Origin of the sequence: Pseudomonas ceruminis (assembly GCF_021602025.1) — a bacterium.
Classification (GTDB): domain Bacteria; phylum Pseudomonadota; class Gammaproteobacteria; order Pseudomonadales; family Pseudomonadaceae; genus Aquipseudomonas; species Aquipseudomonas ceruminis.
Genome location: NZ_BQHW01000017.1, coordinates 45,744 through 67,007, shown reverse-complemented (window position 1 = coordinate 67,007; position 21,264 = coordinate 45,744). Strand labels below are relative to the sequence as shown.

The window sequence follows — 21,264 nt, the reverse complement described above, 5'->3', positions numbered from 1 at the left end:
TGTATGTAAATACAGTATGAGGGTGCGTCATGATACCGCCAGTAGCGCAAAAGGGCCGTGGCACGGCCCACAACCCGCATAACCGCTTCGCCCCGAACCATTCGGTGGCGGAGGATGACGGCTGGTATCAAGAGGTGCCGCTGACCCAGGCTACCGAAGTACGGGTCGAAACCGCCAAGTCGGTCATCAGCCGCAATACCTCCCCCGACCTGCCGTTCGACCGCTCGATCAACCCTTATCGCGGTTGCGAGCATGGCTGCATTTACTGCTATGCCCGTCCTTCCCACGCCTATTGGGACCTTTCCCCAGGGTTGGACTTCGAAACCAAGCTGATCGCCAAGACCAATGCGGCCGAGGTGCTTGCGCAACAGCTGAGCAAGCCGGGTTATGTCTGTGCACCGATCAACTTGGGGTCCAATACCGACCCATACCAGCCGATCGAGCGTGAGCAGCAGCTGACCCGGCGCTTGCTGGAAGTGCTGTTGAAGTTTCGCCACCCCGTGACCATCGTTACCAAGGGCGCGTTGGTGCTGCGCGATCTCGACGTGCTGGCCGAGATGGCCAGCCAACGGCTGGTGCGGGTGATGATCAGCCTGACGACATTGGACGATGACCTCAAACGAGTGCTCGAGCCGCGGGCGGCGTCGTCCAGGGCCAGGTTGCGCGCCATCCGGGTATTGCGCGAGGCGGGGGTGCCGGTGGGCGTCTTGTGTTCGCCGATGATCCCGATGATCAACGACAGCGAACTGGAGCGCTTGCTCGAGGCCGCCAAGGAGGCTGGCGCGCAGAGCGCGGCCTACATGATGTTGCGCCTGCCCTTGGAGGTGGCACCGCTGTTCGAACAATGGCTGCAGGACCACTACCCGCAGCGCGCCAACCATGTGTTAAGCCTGATTCGCCAGAGCCGGGGAGGCGAGTTGTATGACAGCCGCTTTGGCGCGCGTATGCGGGGAGAAGGTATTTTTGCCGAACTGCTGGCACAACGCTTTGCCAAGACCCAGCGCCGGTTGGGGTTTGAAGGGCGCGACGCGCAACCGCTGGACTGTTCAGCGTTCTGTCCACCGGGCGGACAGATGGCTTTGTTCTGAAACCCCAACCTAACTAATCGAAGTACATAATTCTATTCCAGGCTCTTGGCAGTTGATGTTTTTTTGCTATTATTCAGTTCCCGCCTCACCTATCTGGAACACGCGTTCTAGAGCCTCCGAATTAAGTTTCAGTTAAGTTTTCCCCGCTAGCGTAGGCATCCAGTTCACCGAGACTGTGATTTCTGGCCCGTGCGTGTCATCTAAAACCCTGCATAGCCAGAATCTTTCACCGGTAAAATGGACTTACCTACACACCGTCAAGAGGATGAATCATGCCCGTCAAGGACCCATCCAAGGTCGTTCCGCAGGTCCCCGCGGAGAGCGCCGATGCCGCCCTTAAGCACATCGTCGACGGCTTCCTGCGCTTTCACCACGATGTCTTTCCCGAGCAGCAGGAGCTTTTCAAGAAGCTCGCCACCGCTCAAACGCCACGCGCCATGTTCATCACCTGCGCCGACTCGCGCATCGTCCCCGAGCTGATCACCCAGAGCTCGCCAGGCGACCTGTTCGTGACCCGTAACGTCGGTAACGTGGTGCCGCCTTACGGGCAGATGAACGGCGGCGTTTCCAGTGCGATCGAGTACGCCGTGTCGGCGCTGGGTGTGCACCACATCATCATTTGTGGCCACTCCGACTGCGGCGCGATGCGTGCGGTGCTCAACCCGAAATCGCTGGCCAAGATGCCGACCGTTTCCGCCTGGTTGCGCCACGCCGAAGTGGCCCGTACCGTGGTTGAGAACAACTGTTCTTGTGGCAGCGAGCACGAAACCATGCAGGTGCTGACGCGGGAAAACGTCATCGCCCAGTTGCATCACCTGCGCACGCACCCGTCGGTGGCTTCGCGTCTGGCAGCGGGTGAGCTGTACATCCATGGTTGGGTGTACGACATCGAGACCAGCAAGATCGAAGCGTACGACGCCGCCAGCGACAGCTTCATGCCCCTGGCTGCTGGCGAGCCAATCCCCTGCGCTACTCCGAGAGGCCGCTACTAAGCGACCCGTCCAACGCTAGAACCTTGATAGCCGGCTGCACCCCCTGAGGGGTGTGGTACGGCCTTCGGCTGCCTTGAATTCCCTGACTGCCCTGCCGGCCTGTCCGCCGGCGGCCCGCGCCTGCGCGCTTGTCAGGGGCCAACGTGCCCACGGCCAGAGGAATGGCCGTGCGACAAAGGAAGGAGAAATAGGGTGAACATGACACAGTTGAAAGCGGCCCTGCCGCGAGAGTTGTTGGCGTCGGTGGTGGTCTTTCTGGTGGCCCTGCCCTTGTGCATGGGGATTGCGATCGCTTCCGGCATGCCACCGGCCAAAGGCCTGATTACCGGCATCATCGGCGGCATCGTAGTGGGCTTTCTGGCGGGCTCACCGCTTCAGGTCAGTGGCCCTGCAGCGGGCCTGGCGGTGCTGGTGTTCGAGTTGGTACGCCAGCATGGCATGGCCATGCTCGGGCCGATTCTGCTGCTGGCCGGGGTCTTGCAGTTGCTGGCCGGGCGCTTGCGCCTGGGCTGCTGGTTTCGCGTCACCGCGCCAGCGGTGGTGTACGGCATGCTGGCGGGTATTGGCGTGTTGATCGTGCTGTCACAGGTGCATGTGATGTTCGACACGGCGCCACAACCCTCGGGCATGCATAACCTGCTGGCGTTCCCGTCGACCGTGGCTGCTGCCCTGCCACTGGAAAGCGCAGGTTCGGGCTGGCAGGCCGGCGCCCTGGGCCTGGGTACCATTGCCATCATGTGGGGCTGGGAGCGCTGGCGGCCGCAGGCGCTGCGGTTCATCCCCGGTGCCTTACTCGGCGTGGCGGCAATGACAGCCATCAGCCTGTGGCTGGCGCTGCCGGTCAACCGTGTGCAGGTACCGGCGGACCTTTCCGAAGCCATCGACTGGATCGGCGTGGACGACCTTATGAAGCTGGCCGACCCCGCTCTGCTGGTCGCAGCCTTTGCCCTGGCGTTCATCGCCAGTGCAGAGACCCTGTTGTCGGCCGCCGCCGTAGACCGCATGCACAGTGGGCAGCGTTCGGACTTCGACCGTGAGTTGTCGGCCCAGGGTGTCGGCAACATCCTTTGCGGCGTGCTCGGCGCGTTGCCCATGACCGGGGTGATCGTGCGCAGCTCGGCCAATGTGCAGGCCGGAGCCCAGACGCGGGCATCGGCCATCTTCCATGGCCTGTGGCTGTTGGCATTCGTGGTGGCGCTGAGCAGTGTGCTGCAGCAGATCCCGGTGGCGAGCTTGGCCGGCGTGCTGGTCTTCACCGGTGTGAAACTCGTGGACTTCAAGGCATTTCGGGGGCTGGGCCGCTACGGGCGCATGCCAATGTTCACCTACGCGGCCACCGCGTTGGCGATCATCTTCACCGACCTGCTGACCGGTGTGTTGCTGGGCTTTGCCCTGACCCTGCTCAAGCTGGCCTTCAAGGCGGCCCGCCTGAAGATCAACCTGGTGAGCCTGGAGACGCCTGGGCATATGGCACTGCGCCTGAGTGGCGCAGCGACCTTTCTCAAGGTGCCGGCGCTGACGCAAGTATTGGAAAGCCTCCCCGCTGGCACCCACCTCCACGTGCCGATGACCCACCTCAGTTATATCGATCACTCTGTGCTGGAGCTGCTCGAAGACTGGGGCCGCACCCAGCGCCACCATGGCTCACGGTTGATCATCGAGCCCCGGGGGCTGAAACGGCGGGTCGAGGGCCGCTTGCGTACCGTCACCGAGTGCTGATACCTGGGGCTGTCGGCTCTGCCGTGCCGACAGCCTGCCAGCATCCGGGACGAAAGGTCAGGCGGGTTGGCTCAGTTCCACGCCCAGTTGGCGCGACAGGCAAGGCCAGCGTTTCCAGGCAGCACCCGTCGCCGGGCTACTCAGGGTTTCGCGGTAGGCCTCTACCGATTCCACGGCGAAACTCTCGTCATTGAGCATTTCTTCGACCGAGTGGTGCACCACCTCATCCAGTTGGTTGGCGAACGTCTCGCCAATCAGTTGATGGGCAATCAGGTTGGCCATGGTGGTATCGAACGGAATCAACGGTTGCTGGAAGTGACGGATGTACAGGTCGTTCACTTCCTCTACCAGGCGATGGGCCAGGTAGGCCTCGTCCAGCAGGCAGTCCAGCCCCGCATGCCCGTGCATCACGCTGGGCGGCTGCAGGAAATAGGCTTCGGCGATTTTAAGCACGGGTTTGATCTGCGATTCGATACCGGCTTCGCGGGCGACCGCATGGGCGGCCTCCAGCAATTCTGGAACCTGGTCGATGTAGGCGCTGACGAAGCGCGCCAAGGTACCCTGGGCGTCCTGCTCAGGCAGTTGGATCGAGGGGTGCAGGTGCGGTAGTTGGGCCTCGAGACGCGCTTTCAGTTGGCCGGTACGGCCTTCGTGTTGGTGGGCTTGGCTAATCTGCTCGCGTACAGCAGCGATGTTCATGACAACTCCAGGGACAAGACGTTTCAAACGGAAGACACTAAATTAGCTCGATATGCAGGATACTTAAGACGTATTTGTTATAAGCGCCGCAAACGTGTGCGCCCTTGGCTATATCTAAATGCCATTATTGTGCCAGACCCTATCTAGCACGGGCCCTGCAGGATATTTCCTGAATTCATGAAGTTCATTTCACCCCCGCCGTTGCGGGCCATTGGTCGCTGTCTATACTCCGCTTGAACGTGATTCGTTGATGAGGCCCGACTGCTTTTAGCAGGGGCTCGGTCGTCGAAGCCAGGCAGTCTTGACCGCCGTTCCCTCTTGCCGCAGGCCATGCCTCCGGGACAACAAGAATTAGAAGGGGAACCCGCAATGATGCGACATCCACCTGTCTGGATGGGCCTCCTGTTGTGGACGGTTTTCGGTCAGGCCAACGCCGCCTGGACTGTGAACATGGCGCCCGGCGCGACTGAAGTCTCCAACGCCGTGTTCGACCTGCACATGACCATCTTCTGGATCTGCGTGATCATCGGCATCGTGGTGTTCGGCGCGATGTTCTGGTCCATGGTCATCCATCGTCGTTCCATCGGCCAGCAGGCTGCGCATTTCCACGAACATACCTGGGTGGAAATCCTCTGGACGGTGATCCCCTTCCTGATCCTCGTGGCCATGGCCATTCCGGCGACCAAGACGCTGATCGATATCTACGATGCCAGCGAATCGGACATCGACATCCAGGTCACCGGCTACCAGTGGAAGTGGCATTACAAGTACCTGGGCCAGGACGTGGAGTTCTTCAGCAACCTGGCCACGCCGGCCGACCAGATCCAGAACAAGGCACCCAAGGATGAGCACTACCTGCTCGAGGTAGACCAGCCGCTGGTGCTGCCGGTGGGCGCAAAAGTGCGCTTTCTGGTAACGGCCGCCGACGTGATCCACTCCTGGTGGGTACCGGCCTTTGCGGTCAAGCGCGATGCCATTCCCGGCTTCGTCAACGAAGCCTGGACCCGCATCGAGAAGCCCGGCATCTACCGTGGTCAGTGCACCGAGCTGTGCGGCAAAGACCACGGCTTCATGCCAGTGGTGGTCGAGGTCAAAACCCAGGCCGACTACGACACCTGGCTTGGCGAGCGCAAGGCCGATGCGGCCAAGCTCAAGGAGCTGACCAGCAAGGAATGGACCCTGGAAGAGCTGGTCGAGCGCGGCGACAAGGTCTACCACACCACCTGCGTGGCCTGTCACCAGGCCCAGGGCCAGGGCCTGCCGCCGATGTTCCCGGCGCTCAAGGGCTCGAAAGTGGCCACCGGGCCCAAGGAAGAACACTTGAGCGTGGTCTTCCATGGGCGGCCAGGCACGGCCATGGCCGCGTTCGGCAAACAGCTCTCGGAAGTCGATATCGCTGCTGTGGTTACCTACGAGCGTAACGCCTGGGGCAACAACAAGGGCGACATGGTCACGCCGAAGGATGTGCTGGCGCTCAAGCAGGCAGACGCGCAATGAACCGGGTTACTCGCGGCAGTCAGTGGATTGCAGGAGACAGGACATGAGTGCAGTGATCGACGACCACGCCAACGGCCATGAGCATGCGCATGGCCCCGCGAAGGGCCTGATGCGCTGGGTGCTGACCACCAACCACAAGGACATCGGCACGATGTACCTGTGGTTCAGTTTCATGATGTTCCTGCTCGGCGGCTCGTTTGCCATGGTTATCCGCGCCGAGCTGTTCCAGCCCGGGCTGCAGATCGTGGAGCCGGCGTTCTTCAATCAGATGACCACCATGCATGGCTTGATCATGGTGTTCGGTGCGGTGATGCCGGCCTTCGTCGGCCTGGCCAACTGGATGATCCCGCTGATGATCGGGGCGCCCGACATGGCCCTGCCACGGATGAACAACTTCAGCTTCTGGCTGCTGCCGGCGGCATTCCTGCTGCTGGTTTCGACGCTGTTCAGCCCAGGCGGCGGGCCGAACTTCGGCTGGACCTTCTACGCCCCGCTGTCTACCACCTATGCCCCAGCCAGCGTGACCTTCTTCATTTTCGCCATTCACCTGATGGGTATCAGCTCGATCATGGGCGCGATCAACGTGATCGCGACCATCCTCAATCTGCGTGCGCCCGGCATGACCCTGATGAAGATGCCGCTGTTCGTCTGGACCTGGCTGATCACCGCCTTCCTGCTGATCGCGGTTATGCCGGTGCTGGCGGGTGTGGTGACCATGATGTTGATGGATATCCACTTCGGTACCAGCTTCTTCAGTGCTGCCGGCGGTGGCGACCCGGTGCTGTTCCAGCATGTGTTCTGGTTCTTTGGCCACCCCGAGGTGTACATCATGATCCTGCCCGCCTTTGGCGCGGTCAGCTCGATCATCCCGGCGTTTTCCCGCAAGCCGCTGTTCGGTTACACCTCGATGGTCTATGCCACTGGGGCGATCGCCTTCCTGTCGTTCATCGTGTGGGCACACCACATGTTCGTGGTCGGCATCCCGGTGGTGGGTGAGCTGTTCTTCATGTACGCCACCATGCTGATCGCCGTGCCCACCGGGGTGAAGGTGTTCAACTGGGTGAGCACCATGTGGGAAGGCTCGCTGACATTCGAGACACCGATGCTGTTCGCCATTGCCTTCGTCATCCTGTTCACCATCGGCGGTTTCTCCGGCCTGATGCTGGCCATCGCCCCGGCAGACTTCCAGTACCACGACACCTACTTCGTGGTGGCGCACTTCCACTACGTGCTGGTGCCCGGGGCGATCTTCGGCATTTTCGCCTCGGCCTACTACTGGCTGCCGAAATGGACGGGGCACATGTACGACGAAACCCTCGGCAAGCTGCACTTCTGGCTGTCATTCATCGGTATGAACATGGCCTTCTTCCCCATGCATTTCGTAGGCCTGGCCGGCATGCCGCGGCGCATCCCCGACTACAACCTGCAGTTCGCCGACTTCAACATGGTGTCATCGATCGGTGCATTCCTGTTCGGTGCCACACAGATCTTCTTCTTGTTCATCGTCATCAAGTGCATTCGCGGTGGCGCGCCGGCACCGGCCAAGCCCTGGGATGGCGCCGAGGGCCTTGAGTGGTCGATCCCCTCACCCGCGCCCTATCACACCTTCCAGACACCACCGGACGTGAAATAGGTAACTGCCCATGAACGGCCAACCGCTCAAGCGCCTGGTATTGCGCCTGCTGATGCTGACGGTGGTGATGTTTGCCTTCGGCTTTGCCCTCGTGCCGATCTACGACGTGATGTGCAAGGCCTTCGGCATCAACGGCAAGACTGGCGGGCAGTATGAAGGCAGCCAGGTCAGCGACCTGACGCGCTCGGTGCGAGTGCAGTTCATGTCAACCAATGCCAGCGACATGGTCTGGGACTTCTATTCCACCGCCGATCAGCTCGAGGTCAACCCGGGGGCGGTCAACCAGATGATCTTCATCGCCCATAACCCGACCAACCGAGCAATGAGTGCCCAGGCCATACCCAGCATCACCCCGGCCGAAGCCGCGGCGTATTTCCACAAGACCGAGTGCTTCTGCTTTACCCAGCAGGTGCTGCAGCCCGGCGAACGCATCGAGATGCCAGTGCGTTTCATCGTCGACCGCGACCTGCCGGCGAGCGTGAAGCACCTGACACTGGCCTACACCTTGTTCGACATCACCGCTCGCCATCCGCCGGTTGCGCATGCCGCTGCCCCGGACGTTCAGGGCGCCCGTTAAGGGAAGGAGAACAGCAATGGCAAGTCATGAGCACTACTACGTCCCGGCGCAGAGCAAATGGCCGATCATCGCCACCCTTGGGATGTTCATCACGGTGTTCGGCCTGGGCACCTGGTTCAACGATCTCAAGGCCGGCCACCCTGGCTCTCATGGGCCGCTGATTTTCTTCATCGGGGCGTTGTTCCTGGCCTACATGTTGTTCGGCTGGTTTGGCTCGGTTGTCAGGGAAAGCCGCGCCGGGCTCTACAGCCCGCAGCTGGACCGCTCCTTCCGCTGGGGCATGAGCTGGTTCATCTTCTCCGAAGTGATGTTCTTCATGGCCTTCTTCGGCGCGCTGTTCTACGTGCGTGTGCTGGCCGGCCCATGGCTGGGGGGTGAGGGGCACAAGGGCGTGGCCCACATGTTGTGGCCGAGTTTCGAGTTCGCCTGGCCGCTGTTGCACACACCCGACCCTAAACTGTTCCCGCCACCGAAGGAAGTCATCGACCCTTGGCACCTGCCCTTGATCAACACCATTCTGCTGGTCAGCTCGAGCGTGACCATCACCATCGCCCACCACGCCCTGCGCCGCGAAAACCGAGGTGCGCTGAAGCTGTGGCTAGGGCTGACCATCCTTCTGGGCCTCAGCTTCATTTCACTGCAGGCCTATGAGTACCACGAGGCTTACACCAAGCTGGGGCTGACGCTGGGGTCGGGGATCTATGGCGCGACCTTCTTCATGCTCACGGGCTTTCACGGTGCCCACGTGATCTTGGGCACGATCATCCTGATCGTCATGTTCATACGGGTGCTACGTGGGCATTTCAGCCCCGAAAAACACTTCGGCTTCGAGGCGGCCAGCTGGTACTGGCACTTCGTCGACGTGGTGTGGGTGGGGCTGTTCATCTTTGTGTATGTGCTTTGAACGCTGATGAAGAACGCTGTGGGAACAGTCAGAAGGGTGCGTGGGATACAAGCTGGCCACTGATGAAGCCCCAGGCCACCAGGCCTATGGTCAGGGCCGCCAGGGTGACCCGCACGGTCAACGCCTTCAGCAAGCGGGTCGAGTTCTCGTCGTCCTTGACCAGAAACACCAGGCCACTGAACAGGCTGGCAACCGTGGCCAACAGCATCAGGACAATCGCGGCCTTGAGCATGGCGCTTCTCCAGAGGGATGCGGTGATGTGGATAAGTATAGCGAGGCGCCCGTGAGGCCGTTTCGTCCGGGCTGGGTACCCACCCTGGTGGTGCTTGCGCTACTGCCAGGTTTGATTGCGCTTGGCTGCTGGCAGCTGGGCCGTGCCGATGAAAAACGTGCGTTGCTGGCGGCGTATGCCGAGCGCAGCATCGAAGCGCCGCTCTCCACTGCCCAGTTGCAGCAAAGCGACGATACCGCGATGCGCCGTGTCCACCTTTACGGCCGTTTCGATGCTGAGCACAGCCTGCTGCTGGACAACCGCATGCGCGATGGCCAAGCCGGCGTGGAGCTGCTGCAACCGTTCCACGACCAGCCCAGTGGCCTGTGGCTGCTGGTCAATCGTGGTTGGCTGCCTTGGCCGGACCGCCGCAGCCCCGTCGCGTTCGACACTCCGACGCAGGCGCTGGCGCTGGATGCCTCGGTATATGTGGCGCCGGGCAGCACCTTCCAGCTGCACCCCGACCCCGTCGGCGGCCAATGGCCGCATTTGCTGACCGCCGTGAACCCCACGCAACTGTGGCAACAGCTCGCGCGCGAAGGCTTCGCCCATGAGCTGCGCCTGCAGCCCGGCCCGGCCACCTACCGCCTGGACTGGCCGGTGGTCGCCATGGGCCCGGAAAAACACCTGGGCTATGCCGTGCAATGGTTCGCCCTGGCCACTGCCCTGGTGCTGCTTTACCTCTACTTTGGCTGGCACCACAAAAAGGAGAACAACCATGGCCGCCGCCACCACTCCACTGGACCCGCCTGACCGTCGCAAACCCAGAGCCCGCGGGCGTTTGCAGTTGATTCTGATTCTGCTGGTGGTGCTCGGCCCGATGATCCTGGCCACCAGCATGTACAAGCTCAAGTTCTGGGTGCCGGAAGGCCGCAGCTACCATGGCGCGATGATCGGCAACGGCCAGAGCCGCAGCGACATTGGCGTCACCGGCGAGGATGCGCGCTGGCAGCTGCTGGTCAGCGCGCCCGAGGGCTGTGCCGAAGAGTGCCAGCGCCTGGTGTACCTGGCGCGGCAAATCCAGGTGGGCCTTGGGCGAGACGCCAGTCGCGCCAGTCATGCCCTGGCCGCCGCCCAGCCGTTGAGCGCTGACTATCAAACCCTGCTGGGCCGCGAGTATCCGCAGCTGCAACGCTACCCACTGGATGCCCAGCGCTATGTCCAGAAGCTGGGCGAGCGGGCCCCGCACCTGTGGATCGTCGACCCACACGGCAACCTGGTGCTGCGCTACGACGGCAAGGTCAACGGCAAGCATGTGCTGGACGACCTGCGCCACCTGCTCAAGCTGTCCAATATCGGCTAGGAGCCTGCCATGGCCAGACCCGGATTTCGCCTCGCTGTGTTCGCCACCTTGCTGGCGCTGCTGGTCGTGCTGCTGGGGGCCTATACGCGGCTGACCCATGCCGGCCTGGGGTGCCCCGATTGGCCGGGTTGCTATGGCTTCATCAGCGTGCCGAAAACCGATGCGCAACTGGCCCATGCCGAGTTGCACTTCCCCGAGCACCCGGTGGAAGAAGCCAAGGGCTGGGCCGAGATGGTCCACCGCTACTTTGCCGGCACCCTTGCCCTGGTGATTGCCCTGCTCGCTTTCCAGGCCGTACGCCGCCATACCCGCGACGGCCAGCCGTACCGCTTGCCGCTGGTGTTGCTGGGGGTGGTGTTGGCCCAGGCGGCGTTCGGCATGTGGACCGTGACCCTCAAGCTGTGGCCACAGGTGGTCACGGCGCACCTGCTTGGCGGTTTCACGACCTTGAGCTTGCTGTTCCTGTTATCCCTGCGTCTATCCCGGGCCTTTGCGCCGTTGCCGAAGCTGCCCTTGAGCCTGCGTCGGCTCGCGGCATTGGCGCTGTTGGTGGTGGTTGGCCAGGTCGCCCTGGGTGGGTGGGTCAGCGCCAACTACGCGGCGGTCGCCTGCATCGATCTGCCCACCTGCCATGGCCAGTGGTGGCCGGCAGCGGACTTCAGCAACGGCTTCCACCTCACCCAGCACGTCGGCCCCAACTACCTGGGCGGGCAGTTGGACAGCGATGCGCGCACGGCCATCCATATCAGCCACCGCCTGGGGGCGTTGCTGGTCACCTGCGTGCTGCTGATGCTCAGTTGGAAGCTGCACCGTTGTGGCCTGCCCGGCCTGGCGCGGTGGGTGCTGCTGGCCTTGGCACTGCAAGTAGGCCTGGGCGTCAGCAACGTGGTGTTCCACCTGCCGCTTGCCGTGGCCGTGGCGCATAACGCCGGTGGAGCGCTGTTGCTGCTGAGCATGGTGCTGGTGAACTACCGCATTCGTGTGGTCGACAAGGTGCGCGTCGGCCATGGCTGGCGCCTGACGCCGGTTACCGGTGTCGGTATCTCCCATCACATGAGGAACGATTCGTGGCGACGCCTCTGAGTGCCCGGCGTGCCAGTTGGCGCGACTATCTGGAGCTGACCAAGCCGAAGGTGGTGGTATTGATGCTGATCACCTCGCTGGTGGGGATGCTCCTGGCTACCCGTGCCGGTGTGCCCTGGAGCGTGCTGTTGTTCGGCAACCTGGGCATCGCCCTGTGCGCGGGCGGCGCGGCGGTGGTCAACCATGTGCTGGACCGGCGTATCGATGCGCTGATGGCGCGCACGCACAAGCGGCCGCTGGCCGAGGGACGGGTCGAGCCGCTGCCGGCGCTGCTGTTCGCGCTCGCATTGGCGTTACTGGGCATGGTGCTGCTGCTGGTGTTCACCAACGCCCTCACCGCCTGGCTGACGCTGGCATCGCTGCTCGGCTATGCGGTGCTCTATACCGGCTTTCTCAAACGTGCGACACCACAGAACATTGTCATTGGCGGCCTGGCGGGGGCAGCCCCGCCGCTGCTCGGCTGGGTGGCGGTGAGCGGACACGTCAGCGCCGAACCGCTGCTGCTGGTACTGATCATCTTCGCCTGGACGCCCCCGCACTTCTGGGCCCTGGCCATCCACCGCAAGGAGGAGTACGCCAAGGCCGATATCCCGATGCTGCCGGTGACCCACGGCGAGCGCTACACCACGCTGCACATCCTGCTCTACACCCTGATTGTGCTGGCGGTGTCCCTGCTGCCGTATGTCATCCACATGAGTGGCCCGCTGTACTTGGCCTGCGCCCTTGCTCTGGGCCTGCGCTTCCTGCAATGGGCCTGGGTGTTGTACCGTGGCAGCCGGCCGCATGCGGCGATCAGCACCTTCAAGTACTCTATCGGCTACCTGTTCGCGCTGTTCATCGCGTTGCTCGTTGACCACTACCTGTTGTTGAACCTATGACCCGAACCCAGAAAACCGTCTTCATCCTCGTTGCCCTGGTCGCGTTGATCATGGGCCTGACCGTCAACAAGGTGCTTAACGGCCGCGACCAGCTCAACCCGACCGAGCTGATCGATGCCGGCATCATCCTTCTGCCACAGAGCCGTGCGGTGGCGGACGTGACCATGACCAACCAGGATGGCCAGCCGGTGCAGCTGGACGACCTCAAGGGTAAATGGTCGCTGCTGTTCTTCGGTTACACCTATTGCCCGGACATCTGCCCGACCACCCTGGCCCAGTTGCGCCAGGTGAAGAGCGAGCTGCCCAAGGAGGCCGTGAACCGCCTGCAGGTCGTGCTGGTGAGTGTGGACCCGAACCGCGATACGCCGAACCAGCTCAAGCAGTACCTGGGTTACTTCGACAAGGATTTCGTCGGTGTGGCGGGGTCGATCGAGGATACCCAGAAGTTGGCCAATGCCTTGAGCATCCCGTTCATCCCGGCCGATACCAGCAAGCCCGGGTATACCGTGGATCACAGCGGCAACCTGGCGATCGTCGGGCCGGATGGACGTCAGCGTGGGTTCATTCGTGCGCCGTTCAACAACCAGAAGCTGGTGGCGCAGTTGCCGGGGCTGGTCAAGCGCGATTGATACAGGCCTGAAAAGCGTCGCGGGGCAAGCCCGCTCCCTCAGGTACCTCACTGCATTCAAGCTCAGTGGAGTACCAGTGGGAGCGGGCTTGCCCCGCGAGGAACACAGCGCGATCTAACGGCTTAGAACGCCGGCACCACCGCACCTTTGTACTTCTCGTTGATGAACTGCTTCACCTCTGGCGAGTGCAGTGCCGCCGCCAGTTTCTTCATGTCTTCCGAATCCTTGTTGTCCGGGCGGGCAACCAGAATGTTCACGTACGGCGAGTCGGCGCCTTCGATGGCCAGGGCGTCTTTTTCCGGGTTCAGCTTGGCTTCCAGCGCGTAGTTGGTGTTGATCAGGGCAGCATCGACCTGGGTCAGCACGCGCGGGATGGTGGCGGCTTCGAGCTCACGGAACTTCACGTTCTTCGGGTTCTCGGCAACGTCCTTAATGGTCGACAGGATGTTGCTGTTGTCCTTGAGCTTGATCACGCCGGCCTTGTCCAGCAGCAGCAGGGCACGGCCGCCGTTGGTGGCGTCGTTGGGAATGACCACGGTGGCACCGGACGGCAGCTCGTCGAGCTTCTTGTACTTGTTCGAGTACACGCCCAGCGGTTCGATGTGCACGCCGGCAACGCTGACCAGGTCAGTGCCCTTGGCCTTGTTGAACTCATCCAGGTACGGCTGGTGCTGGAAGAAGTTGGCATCCAGGCGCTTCTCGGCGACTTGCACGTTCGGCTGGATGTAGTCGGTGAACTCTTTCACCTTGAGGTTTACACCCTCTTTCTCCAACTGCGGTTTGACGAAGTTGAGAATTTCGGCGTGCGGCACCGGGGTGGCGGCAACGGTGAGGTCCCCGGCGTGGGCCGAGAAGGCCGCGACAGCGGCAGCGACAGCAAGCAGCTTCTTCATTGATCACTCCTTGTGAGGGCCGCGACGGCCCCCGAACGGGTCGGCCGGACCGACCCCATTGGGGTTACTTACGGGAAAAATGCACAACCAGTTTGTCGCCCACGCTCTGCAGGACTTGAACCAGTACCAACAGCAGCACCACGGTGACCACCATCACATCGGTCTGGAAACGCTGATAGCCGAAGCGGATGGCCAGGTCACCCAGGCCGCCGGCACCGACCACACCGGCCATCGCGGTATACGACACCAGGGTAATGGCAGTGACGGTGATTGCCGCGAAGATGCCCGGCCGAGCCTCCGGCAGCAGCGCATTGGTGATGATCTGGCGGGTCGTGGCGCCCATCGACTGGGTCGCTTCGATGATGCCGCGGTCCACCTCGCGCAAGGCGGTTTCCACCAGGCGTGCGAAGAACGGCGTGGTACCTACCACCAGAGGCGGAATGGCACCGGCCACACCCAGCGAGGTGCCGGTGATCAGCACGGTGATCGGGATCATCACGATCAGCAGGATGATGAACGGCAGCGAACGCAGGATGTTGACGATCAGCGACAGCAGCGCGTACACGCCCTTCTGCTCAAACATCTGCCGCGGGCCACAGAGGAACAGCAACACGCCCAGCGGCAGACCCAGCAGCACGGTGAAGAACAGCGAGCCGAACAGCATGATCATGGTGTCGATGGTAGCCAGCCAGATTTCGGCCCAGTCGACGTTGGCAAAGAAATTCAGCGCGTCCATCAACGCAGTACCTCCATATGTACGTCAGCTGCCTTGAAGCGGTCGAACGCCGCTTCCATGTCGCCGCCGGTCACGGCCAGGGTCAGCTGCCCATAGGGCACGTCCTTGATGCGGTCGATGCGCCCGGCGAGGATGCTGTAGTCCACCCCGGTTTCGCGGGCCACGGTGCCCAGCAGCGGCGCATAGGTAGCGTCACCCTGGAAGGTCAGGCGCACGATACGGCCAGGTACATGGGCAAAGTCGTCACGCTGTTCGCCTTCGTCCACCTGCTCGTCTTCCTGGACGAAGCGTTTGGTGGTGGGGTGCTGCGGGTGCAAAAACACCTCGGCAACCGAGCCTTGCTCGACGATCTGCCCGGCATCCATGACCGCCACGCGGTCGCAGACCCGACGAATCACGTCCATTTCGTGGGTGATCAGCACGATGGTGAGCTTCAACTCCCGGTTGATCTCGGCCAGCAGCTGCAGTACCGACGCCGTGGTCTGAGGGTCGAGGGCGCTGGTGGCTTCGTCGCAGAGCAGGATTTTAGGGTTGGTGGACAGGGCACGGGCGATGCCGACGCGCTGCTTCTGGCCGCCGGACAACTGCGCCGGGTACTTTTTGGCGTGGTCCGACAGGCCTACACGCGCCAGCAACTCAGTGACCCGTTTGTCGATCTCGCCGCGCGAGAGCTCGCCGGCCAGGGTCAGCGGTAGAGCGACGTTGTCGGCAACCGTCTTGGAGGCCAGCAGGTTGAAGTGCTGGAAGATCATGCCCACTTGCTGGCGGAAGCCGCGCAGCTGGTTGGCATTGAATGCGGTGACGTCTTCGCCGTCGACGATGATCGTGCCGCCGGAAGGCTCTTCCAGGCGGTTGATCAGGCGCAGCATGGTGCTTTTGCCCGCCCCGGAATGGCCAATCAGGCCGAACACCTGGCCGTTCTCGATAGTCAGGCTGGTCGGATTCAGGGCGGGTATTTCCCTACCGGCGACGCGGTAGGTCTTGTGTACATGTTGGAACTCGATCACGTAGCGAACCTTGTGGGGCGCAGGGGATTTGGGGTCAGCGGTTGGCTGGGGTGGCGCATTTTAGCCTTTTCCCATAGTTGTTCTTAGCATTTATTTCGTAATCAACCAATCCTGCGGGCATAACGCGACCACCGGTAAAGCTTATTGAACGTAGCCGCAGGCGCTCCAGTCACTACTAGAACAAGCCCACCGGGCACCCTGAAGACTGATGAGGAGAGCCGAGATGCCTAGCAAGAAGACGGATACGTCCAAGCAGAGCCAGCTTGCCGGCACCACTACACCCGATCGTGCCAACACCAATGCCAAGGTGCAGAGCCTGGAGGACGTGCGCAGTGACGCCACCGGCCAGGCCTTGCGCACCAACCAGGGCGTGCGCATCGCCGATAACCAGAACACGCTCAAGGTGGGTGACCGCGGGCCGTCGTTGCTTGAAGACTTCATCATGCGCGAGAAGATCACCCACTTCGACCACGAGCGCATCCCTGAACGTATCGTCCATGCTCGAGGTACTGGCGCGCATGGTTTCTTCCAGAGCTATGGCAATCATGCGCAACTGACCAAGGCCGGCTTCCTGCAGGACCCGGAGAAAATCACCCCGGTGTTCGTTCGTTTTTCCACGGTGCAGGGCCCGCGGGGCTCGGGCGATACCGTGCGCGACGTTCGCGGCTTTGCGGTGAAGTTCTACACCGACGAGGGCAATTTCGACCTGGTGGGCAACAACATGCCGGTGTTCTTCATCCAGGATGCGATCAAGTTCCCGGACTTCGTCCACGCGGTGAAACCCGAACCCCACAACGAAATCCCTACCGGTGGCTCGGCCCACGACACCTTCTGGGACTTCGTCTCGCTGGTGCCGGAGTCGGCGCACATGGTCATGTGGGCGATGTCCGATCGCGCCATTCCGCGCAGCCTGCGCATGATGGAAGGGTTTGGCGTGCATACCTTCCGCTTGATCAACGCCGAAGGTGTGGCCAGTTTCGTCAAGTTCCATTGGAAACCGGCCCAAGGCGTGCACTCGGTGCTATGGGACGAGGCGCAGAAACTGGCAGGCAAGGACACTGATTTCCACCGCCGTGACCTGTGGGAAGCCATCGAAACCGGCGACTATCCAGAGTGGGAGCTTGGCGTACAGATCGTGCCAGAGGCCGATGAGCATAAATTCGACTTCGACCTGCTCGACCCGACCAAGATCATTCCCGAAGAGTTGGTGCCGGTTACCCCGCTGGGCAAGATGGTGCTCAACCGCAACCCGGACAACTTCTTCGCCGAAATTGAGCAGATTGCGTTCTGCCCCGGCCATATCGTGCCGGGTATCGATTTCAGCAATGACCCGTTGCTGCAAGGGCGGCTGTTCTCGTACACCGATACCCAGATCAGCCGCCTGGGTGGCCCGAACTTCCACGAAATCCCGATCAACCGCCCAGTGGCGCCCAACCACAATAACCAGCGCGACGCGTTGCACCGGCAGACGATCCATAAGGGGCGTGCGTCCTACGAGCCAAACTCGATCGACGGTGGCTGGCCGAAGGAAACGCCTGCCGGCCCGGTAGACGGCGGTTTCGAGAGCTATCAGGAGCGGGTCGACGCCCACAAGGTTCGCCAGCGCAGTGAGTCGTTCGGTGACCACTTCTCGCAGGCGCGGATGTTCTTCCAGAGCTTGAGCGCCAATGAGCAGCAGCACGTCATCAAGGCCTACAGCTTTGAGCTGGGCAAGGTGGAACGCGAGTCGATTCGCGCCCGCGAGGTCAATGAGATCCTGGCCAATATCGACCTGAAGCTGGCAGCTGCCGTGGCCACCAACCTCGGCTTGCCAGCGCCCAAGGCCGGTACGGTGAAGGTCAAGGGCAGCAAGCAGGCGCAATCGCCCGCCCTGAGCCAGATGAACCACCCTGGCAAGGTCGGCGTGAAGGGCCGCAAGATCGCCGTGCTGGTAGCCAATGGTGTGGACGGCAACAGCGTCGATCGCCTGGTCAAGGCCCTGGAAGCCCACAGCACACGTATCCTGTTGCTGGGCCCGACCTCGGCACCGGTGAAAACCGCCGAGGGCAAGCCATTGCCGGTGGATGCGTCGATGGAAGGTATGCCCTCGATCATGTTCGACGGCATTGTCGTACCGGCGGGCAAGGGGGCATTGGATGCTCTGGCGGCCAGCGGCCTGGCCAAGCACTTCCTGCTTGAGGGCTACAAACACCTCAAGGTCATTGCCTTGGCCAATGACGGTAAAGGACTGCTGGGGGCCCTGGGGCTCAAGGAAGACAAAGGCCTGTTACTGGGGGATGACCAGAAAACCGTGGATGCCTTTGTCAAAGTGCTCGAAGGCCACCGTGTCTGGGAGCGCGAAGCGGTAGCCGAAGCCATACCTGCATAAGGGGCGCTGCCTTTCAACAGCATGCCGGCTCCTGCAGATTCGCCACAGTCATCAACGGCTATGGCGAATCTGGGTGAGCCGGCTTGGCGGCGATGGCATCAAGGCATTCAGCGTTGATGCGGGACCAGTACCACCTGGGCCGGCAACTTGCGCTGAATCTCGTGTTTCTGCTTCAGCTGGAAGCCACTGTCGATCTTGTGAACCCGCTTCTCCAGCAGATTTTTCAACCAGGGCGCATCCTCGGTGCGCGGGACCTGGAACACCACCTCACACTGATAGCTCACCACGTCTGCGGCAATCTCGTCGAGTTGGCGGCGCATGGCACGAATGTCAGTGGTCTTGAGTGCAATCACGGTGCTTGGCGCCGTCGGGTCGATCACCCGTGCCTGTGGTTTGGCCTCGGCAGCCTTCAACGCCGCCTCGGCCTTTTCCAGTTCAGCCTTGCGGGCCTGGCTGACGGCATCGCCACCGGTGACGGCAGGTGCTTGGGGCATCAGCGCGCGGGCACGGGCCAGCGCGGTGGCAGCCGCGTTGACATCGCCCTTCTGCAGGACGATCTGGCTGCGTTTGAGGTAAGCCTCGGCCAATTGCCGCTGGTATTGCTCCAGGCGGCTATCGTCGGGCGCTTGCGCCTGCAGGGCGGCAAGCTGGTCTTCGGCGGTGGCCAACTCATTGCTGCTGATGTTCTGCTGCAGCTGCTGCCAGGCATCGGCTTGGGCAGGTGCATTGGCCTGCTCGACCGGCGCACTGGAACAGGCGGCCAGGAACATGGAAAACGCGGCAACAAGCAGATAACGGGATGCGAACGGCTTCATTCCTGCGACTCTCTATTTGCGCAAAAAGCGAGCAAGTCTACACCCAGGTGCGCACGCTCGAAAACAGGTCTTACAGACCCTTTACCGGTCAAAAGGTTGCAGGGCACGCCTTTGCGTGCCCTGAATTTCAACGTTTGGGCAGGGCCAGGCTCAGCAAGAATAGCACTGCGGCACAGACCACGATCGATGGCCCGGCCGGGGTATCCTTGAACCAGGACAGGGCCAGGCCGCCGCACACGGCGATAATGCCGAGCACGCTGGCCCCCAGCGCCATCTGCTCAGGCGAGCGTGCGTGACGTTGTGCCGCAGCGGCCGGGATGATCAGCAACGAGGTGATCAGTAGCACGCCAACGATCTTCATGGCCACGGCAATGACCACGGCAATCAGCAACATGAGCGCCATGCGCAGGCCGGCCACGGGCAGGCCTTCGACCATGGCCAGTTCCTCGTGCACGGTAATCGCCAGCAAGGGCCGCCACAGGGCGGCCAGCAACAGCAACACCAGCGCACTGCCGCCGAGAATCCACGCCAGGTCGGTGGTGCTGATGGCCAGCAGGTCACCGAACAGGTAAGCCATCAGGTCAATGCGCACATCGTGCATGAAGCTCAGCACCACCAGGCCCAGCGACAGCGTGCTCGGTGCCAGGATGCCGAGCAGTGTGTCCGAGGCCAGCGGCTGGCGTTGCTGCAGGGTCACCAGCAGGATCGCCAGCAGCAGGCAGCCCACAGTCACCGCCAGTGCCGGGCTGACATCCAACACGAAGCCCATGGCCACGCCCAGTAGCGCGGCATGTGACAGGGTGTCGCCGAAATAGGCCATGCGCCGCCACACCACGAAGGAACCAAGCGGGCCGGCCACCAGCGCCAGGGAAAGACCCGCGAGCAGGGCGTAGAGAAGAAAATCAGCCATGCTTGCAGTGGTCTCCGTGAACATGGTTGCCAGGTGCGACCACTGCGCCATGCAGGTCGTGGCTGTGATCGTGATGGTGGTGGTAGACGGCCAGACTGGGGGCGTTCTGGCCGAACAGCTCGACGAAAGCGGGGTCGTTGCTGACGTGTTCGGGGTGGCCGGAGCAGCATACATGGCGGTTGAGGCAGACCACCTGGTCGGTGGCGCTCATCACCAGGTGCAGGTCGTGGGAAACCATCAGTACGCCGCAGCCATGGCGATCGCGCAGGCAGGTGATGAGGTTGTACAGCTCGGTCTGGCCAACCACATCGACGCCTTGCACGGGTTCGTCCAGCACCAGCAACTGCGGTTCGCGCAGCAGCGCCCGGGCCAGCAGCACGCGCTGCATCTCGCCACCGGAAATGGTCTGGATAGGGTTGTCGATGACCTGTTCGGCGCCGACTTCCTGCAGCGCCGACAAGGCTGCCGCACGGTCTACGCCAGGCACCAGGCGCAAGAAGCGCAGCACCGACAGCGGTAGCGTGGCGTCCACCTGGATCTTCTGCGGCATGTAGCCAATACGCAGCTTGGGTTTGCGCCAGACTTTGCCCCGATGCGGCTTGAGCAACCCGAGCACAGCGCGCACCAGGGTCGTCTTGCCGGCGCCGTTGGGGCCGATCAGGGTGACGATCTGGCCGGGTGCAACCGACAGGTCGATGCTGTCGAGCACGGCCTCGCCGCCGAAGGTGACGCCGACCTGCTCAAGGCGGATCAGTGCGTCGCTCATGCCGCGCTCCGGCAGTTGCCGCACAGGCCGACGATTTCCACGGTCTGGGTCTCGACACTGAAACCCACGCCCTTGGCGCTGGCAATGATCGCGTTGCTGATGCTGTCGTGCTCCAGCTCGATGGCCACGTGGCATGCGCGGCAGATCAGGAACTGACCCTGGTGCGCGTGCTCGGGGTGGCTGCAGCCGATGAAGGCGTTGAGCGAAGCGATGCGGTGCACCAGGCCGTTTTCCAGAAGAAAATCCAGCGCCCGATAAACGGTCGGCGGCGCGGCGCGGCGGCCATCCTGCTCGCTGAGCACCGCCAGGATATCGTAAGCGCCCAGCGGCTTGTGGCTTTGCCACACCAGCTCCAGCACACGGCGGCGCAGCGCGGTCAGGCGCAGGCCTTGACGGGTACACAGGGCCTCGGCCTCGGCCAGGGCACTATGCACGCAATGGGAATGATCGTGGGGACGGTGAGCCAGCGGCGTGATGGACATGGGCAGCGACGGTT

Annotated in this window: 22 protein-coding genes; 13 read left to right on the top strand and 9 right to left on the bottom strand. The window is 62.4% G+C overall.

Annotated elements, in window-relative coordinates:
• The first annotated feature begins 29 nt into the window (after positions 1 to 29).
• The 3 genes from L6D80_RS18985 to L6D80_RS18975 all read left to right on the top strand — a co-directional run bounded on the left by L6D80_RS18985 (position 30) and on the right by L6D80_RS18975 (position 3,799).
• The gene (locus tag L6D80_RS18985; RefSeq protein ID WP_054902221.1) at positions 30 to 1,088 is read left to right on the top strand and encodes a PA0069 family radical SAM protein; all 1,059 of its coding nucleotides are present in this window, start codon (positions 30 to 32) and stop codon (positions 1,086 to 1,088) included.
• 272 nt (positions 1,089 to 1,360) lie between these two features.
• Entirely contained in the window at positions 1,361 to 2,080 is a 720-nt protein-coding gene (locus tag L6D80_RS18980; protein WP_054902220.1) for a carbonic anhydrase, read from the top strand.
• Positions 2,081 to 2,278: 198 nt separating this feature from the next.
• The gene (locus L6D80_RS18975) at positions 2,279 to 3,799 is read left to right on the top strand and encodes a SulP family inorganic anion transporter (RefSeq protein ID WP_220462629.1); all 1,521 of its coding nucleotides are present in this window, start codon (positions 2,279 to 2,281) and stop codon (positions 3,797 to 3,799) included.
• Between the two features lie 57 nt (positions 3,800 to 3,856).
• Here L6D80_RS18975 and L6D80_RS18970 read toward each other — a convergent pair whose 3' ends face one another.
• Positions 3,857 to 4,498, bottom strand: a complete 642-nt coding sequence (locus L6D80_RS18970) for a hypothetical protein (protein ID WP_054902218.1) — start codon at positions 4,496 to 4,498, stop codon at positions 3,857 to 3,859.
• 369 nt (positions 4,499 to 4,867) lie between these two features.
• On the opposite strand from L6D80_RS18970, the gene coxB reads away from it, so the two are divergent.
• From coxB to L6D80_RS18950, 4 genes are read left to right on the top strand one after another with little or no spacing between them, the layout of a single operon-like run.
• The gene (gene coxB / locus L6D80_RS18965) at positions 4,868 to 5,995 is read left to right on the top strand and encodes a cytochrome c oxidase subunit II (protein ID WP_054902217.1); all 1,128 of its coding nucleotides are present in this window, start codon (positions 4,868 to 4,870) and stop codon (positions 5,993 to 5,995) included.
• Positions 5,996 to 6,038: 43 nt separating this feature from the next.
• Positions 6,039 to 7,628 (top strand): cytochrome c oxidase subunit I, encoded by a 1,590-nt coding sequence (ctaD, locus tag L6D80_RS18960; RefSeq protein WP_054902216.1) that lies wholly within the window; start codon positions 6,039 to 6,041, stop codon positions 7,626 to 7,628.
• 10 nt (positions 7,629 to 7,638) lie between these two features.
• The gene (locus L6D80_RS18955) at positions 7,639 to 8,205 is read left to right on the top strand and encodes a cytochrome c oxidase assembly protein (RefSeq protein WP_054902215.1); all 567 of its coding nucleotides are present in this window, start codon (positions 7,639 to 7,641) and stop codon (positions 8,203 to 8,205) included.
• A gap of 16 nt (positions 8,206 to 8,221) precedes the next feature.
• Positions 8,222 to 9,109 (top strand): cytochrome c oxidase subunit 3, encoded by an 888-nt coding sequence (locus L6D80_RS18950; RefSeq protein WP_176514708.1) that lies wholly within the window; start codon positions 8,222 to 8,224, stop codon positions 9,107 to 9,109.
• Between the two features lie 28 nt (positions 9,110 to 9,137).
• Here L6D80_RS18950 and L6D80_RS18945 read toward each other — a convergent pair whose 3' ends face one another.
• Positions 9,138 to 9,341: a twin transmembrane helix small protein gene (locus L6D80_RS18945; protein ID WP_054902213.1), complete on the bottom strand. Its 204-nt coding sequence runs from the start codon at positions 9,339 to 9,341 to the stop codon at positions 9,138 to 9,140.
• A 51-nt stretch (positions 9,342 to 9,392) separates the two neighbouring features.
• On the opposite strand from L6D80_RS18945, the gene L6D80_RS18940 reads away from it, so the two are divergent.
• The 5 genes from L6D80_RS18940 to L6D80_RS18920 are packed head-to-tail and all read left to right on the top strand — an operon-like array spanning position 9,393 to position 13,273.
• A complete protein-coding gene (locus L6D80_RS18940; protein ID WP_054902269.1) occupies positions 9,393 to 10,133 on the top strand; it encodes an SURF1 family protein in 741 nt (246 codons plus the stop codon).
• Positions 10,099 to 10,683 (top strand): hypothetical protein, encoded by a 585-nt coding sequence (locus tag L6D80_RS18935; protein ID WP_054902212.1) that lies wholly within the window; start codon positions 10,099 to 10,101, stop codon positions 10,681 to 10,683. Before L6D80_RS18940 ends, L6D80_RS18935 begins: the two co-directional genes overlap by 35 nt.
• Before the next feature lie 9 nt (positions 10,684 to 10,692).
• On the top strand, positions 10,693 to 11,766 hold the full coding sequence (locus tag L6D80_RS18930) for a COX15/CtaA family protein (protein WP_176514706.1): 1,074 nt from the start codon (positions 10,693 to 10,695) through the stop codon (positions 11,764 to 11,766).
• Positions 11,751 to 12,644, top strand: coding sequence for a heme o synthase (cyoE, locus tag L6D80_RS18925; protein WP_176514704.1), 894 nt, complete (start codon positions 11,751 to 11,753; stop codon positions 12,642 to 12,644). The genes L6D80_RS18930 and cyoE overlap by 16 nt, the downstream gene beginning before the upstream one ends.
• Complete coding sequence (locus tag L6D80_RS18920) at positions 12,641 to 13,273, top strand: SCO family protein (RefSeq protein WP_054902209.1); 633 nt, start codon at positions 12,641 to 12,643, stop codon at positions 13,271 to 13,273. The genes cyoE and L6D80_RS18920 overlap by 4 nt, the downstream gene beginning before the upstream one ends.
• A gap of 122 nt (positions 13,274 to 13,395) precedes the next feature.
• On the opposite strand, the gene L6D80_RS18915 is transcribed toward L6D80_RS18920, so the two are convergent.
• The 3 genes from L6D80_RS18915 to L6D80_RS18905 all read right to left on the bottom strand — a co-directional run bounded on the left by L6D80_RS18915 (position 13,396) and on the right by L6D80_RS18905 (position 15,909).
• Complete coding sequence (locus tag L6D80_RS18915) at positions 13,396 to 14,166, bottom strand: MetQ/NlpA family ABC transporter substrate-binding protein (protein WP_054902208.1); 771 nt, start codon at positions 14,164 to 14,166, stop codon at positions 13,396 to 13,398.
• Between the two features lie 64 nt (positions 14,167 to 14,230).
• Complete coding sequence (locus tag L6D80_RS18910; protein ID WP_176514703.1) at positions 14,231 to 14,902, bottom strand: methionine ABC transporter permease; 672 nt, start codon at positions 14,900 to 14,902, stop codon at positions 14,231 to 14,233.
• Positions 14,902 to 15,909 carry a methionine ABC transporter ATP-binding protein gene (locus L6D80_RS18905; protein WP_054902206.1) on the bottom strand — a complete coding sequence of 336 codons (1,008 nt, stop codon included), beginning with the start codon at positions 15,907 to 15,909 and terminating at the stop codon, positions 14,902 to 14,904. The genes L6D80_RS18910 and L6D80_RS18905 overlap by 1 nt, the downstream gene beginning before the upstream one ends.
• A gap of 223 nt (positions 15,910 to 16,132) precedes the next feature.
• On the opposite strand from L6D80_RS18905, the gene katE reads away from it, so the two are divergent.
• Positions 16,133 to 18,277: a catalase HPII gene (katE, locus tag L6D80_RS18900; RefSeq protein WP_176514701.1), complete on the top strand. Its 2,145-nt coding sequence runs from the start codon at positions 16,133 to 16,135 to the stop codon at positions 18,275 to 18,277.
• A gap of 107 nt (positions 18,278 to 18,384) precedes the next feature.
• Here katE and L6D80_RS18895 read toward each other — a convergent pair whose 3' ends face one another.
• The 4 genes from L6D80_RS18895 to zur all read right to left on the bottom strand — a co-directional run bounded on the left by L6D80_RS18895 (position 18,385) and on the right by zur (position 21,250).
• Positions 18,385 to 19,092, bottom strand: coding sequence for a PA5502 family lipoprotein (locus L6D80_RS18895; protein ID WP_054902204.1), 708 nt, complete (start codon positions 19,090 to 19,092; stop codon positions 18,385 to 18,387).
• 127 nt (positions 19,093 to 19,219) lie between these two features.
• Positions 19,220 to 20,002, bottom strand: coding sequence for a zinc ABC transporter permease subunit ZnuB (znuB, locus tag L6D80_RS18890; RefSeq protein ID WP_054902203.1), 783 nt, complete (start codon positions 20,000 to 20,002; stop codon positions 19,220 to 19,222).
• On the bottom strand, positions 19,995 to 20,768 hold the full coding sequence (znuC, locus tag L6D80_RS18885) for a zinc ABC transporter ATP-binding protein ZnuC (RefSeq protein WP_176514698.1): 774 nt from the start codon (positions 20,766 to 20,768) through the stop codon (positions 19,995 to 19,997). Before znuC ends, znuB begins: the two co-directional genes overlap by 8 nt.
• A complete protein-coding gene (gene zur / locus L6D80_RS18880) occupies positions 20,765 to 21,250 on the bottom strand; it encodes a zinc uptake transcriptional repressor Zur (RefSeq protein ID WP_176514696.1) in 486 nt (161 codons plus the stop codon). The genes znuC and zur overlap by 4 nt, the downstream gene beginning before the upstream one ends.
• Positions 21,251 to 21,264 lie beyond the last annotated feature (14 nt).

Bases quoted from the DNA above. Each gene is read 5' to 3' on its own strand.
- L6D80_RS18985 (WP_054902221.1), top strand. From the start codon at position 30: ATGATACCGCCAGTAGCGCAAAAGGGCCGTGGCACGGCCCACAACCCG.
- L6D80_RS18980 (WP_054902220.1), top strand. From the start codon at position 1,361: ATGCCCGTCAAGGACCCATCCAAGGTCGTTCCGCAGGTCCCCGCGGAG.
- L6D80_RS18975 (WP_220462629.1), top strand. From the start codon at position 2,279: ATGACACAGTTGAAAGCGGCCCTGCCGCGAGAGTTGTTGGCGTCGGTG.
- L6D80_RS18970 (WP_054902218.1), bottom strand. From the start codon at position 4,498: ATGAACATCGCTGCTGTACGCGAGCAGATTAGCCAAGCCCACCAACAC.
- coxB (WP_054902217.1), top strand. From the start codon at position 4,868: ATGATGCGACATCCACCTGTCTGGATGGGCCTCCTGTTGTGGACGGTT.
- ctaD (WP_054902216.1), top strand. From the start codon at position 6,039: ATGAGTGCAGTGATCGACGACCACGCCAACGGCCATGAGCATGCGCAT.
- L6D80_RS18955 (WP_054902215.1), top strand. From the start codon at position 7,639: ATGAACGGCCAACCGCTCAAGCGCCTGGTATTGCGCCTGCTGATGCTG.
- L6D80_RS18950 (WP_176514708.1), top strand. From the start codon at position 8,222: ATGGCAAGTCATGAGCACTACTACGTCCCGGCGCAGAGCAAATGGCCG.
- L6D80_RS18945 (WP_054902213.1), bottom strand. From the start codon at position 9,341: ATGCTCAAGGCCGCGATTGTCCTGATGCTGTTGGCCACGGTTGCCAGC.
- L6D80_RS18935 (WP_054902212.1), top strand. From the start codon at position 10,099: ATGGCCGCCGCCACCACTCCACTGGACCCGCCTGACCGTCGCAAACCC.
- L6D80_RS18930 (WP_176514706.1), top strand. From the start codon at position 10,693: ATGGCCAGACCCGGATTTCGCCTCGCTGTGTTCGCCACCTTGCTGGCG.
- L6D80_RS18920 (WP_054902209.1), top strand. From the start codon at position 12,641: ATGACCCGAACCCAGAAAACCGTCTTCATCCTCGTTGCCCTGGTCGCG.
- L6D80_RS18915 (WP_054902208.1), bottom strand. From the start codon at position 14,166: ATGAAGAAGCTGCTTGCTGTCGCTGCCGCTGTCGCGGCCTTCTCGGCC.
- L6D80_RS18910 (WP_176514703.1), bottom strand. From the start codon at position 14,902: ATGGACGCGCTGAATTTCTTTGCCAACGTCGACTGGGCCGAAATCTGG.
- katE (WP_176514701.1), top strand. From the start codon at position 16,133: ATGCCTAGCAAGAAGACGGATACGTCCAAGCAGAGCCAGCTTGCCGGC.
- L6D80_RS18895 (WP_054902204.1), bottom strand. From the start codon at position 19,092: ATGAAGCCGTTCGCATCCCGTTATCTGCTTGTTGCCGCGTTTTCCATG.
- znuB (WP_054902203.1), bottom strand. From the start codon at position 20,002: ATGGCTGATTTTCTTCTCTACGCCCTGCTCGCGGGTCTTTCCCTGGCG.
- znuC (WP_176514698.1), bottom strand. From the start codon at position 20,768: ATGAGCGACGCACTGATCCGCCTTGAGCAGGTCGGCGTCACCTTCGGC.
- zur (WP_176514696.1), bottom strand. From the start codon at position 21,250: ATGTCCATCACGCCGCTGGCTCACCGTCCCCACGATCATTCCCATTGC.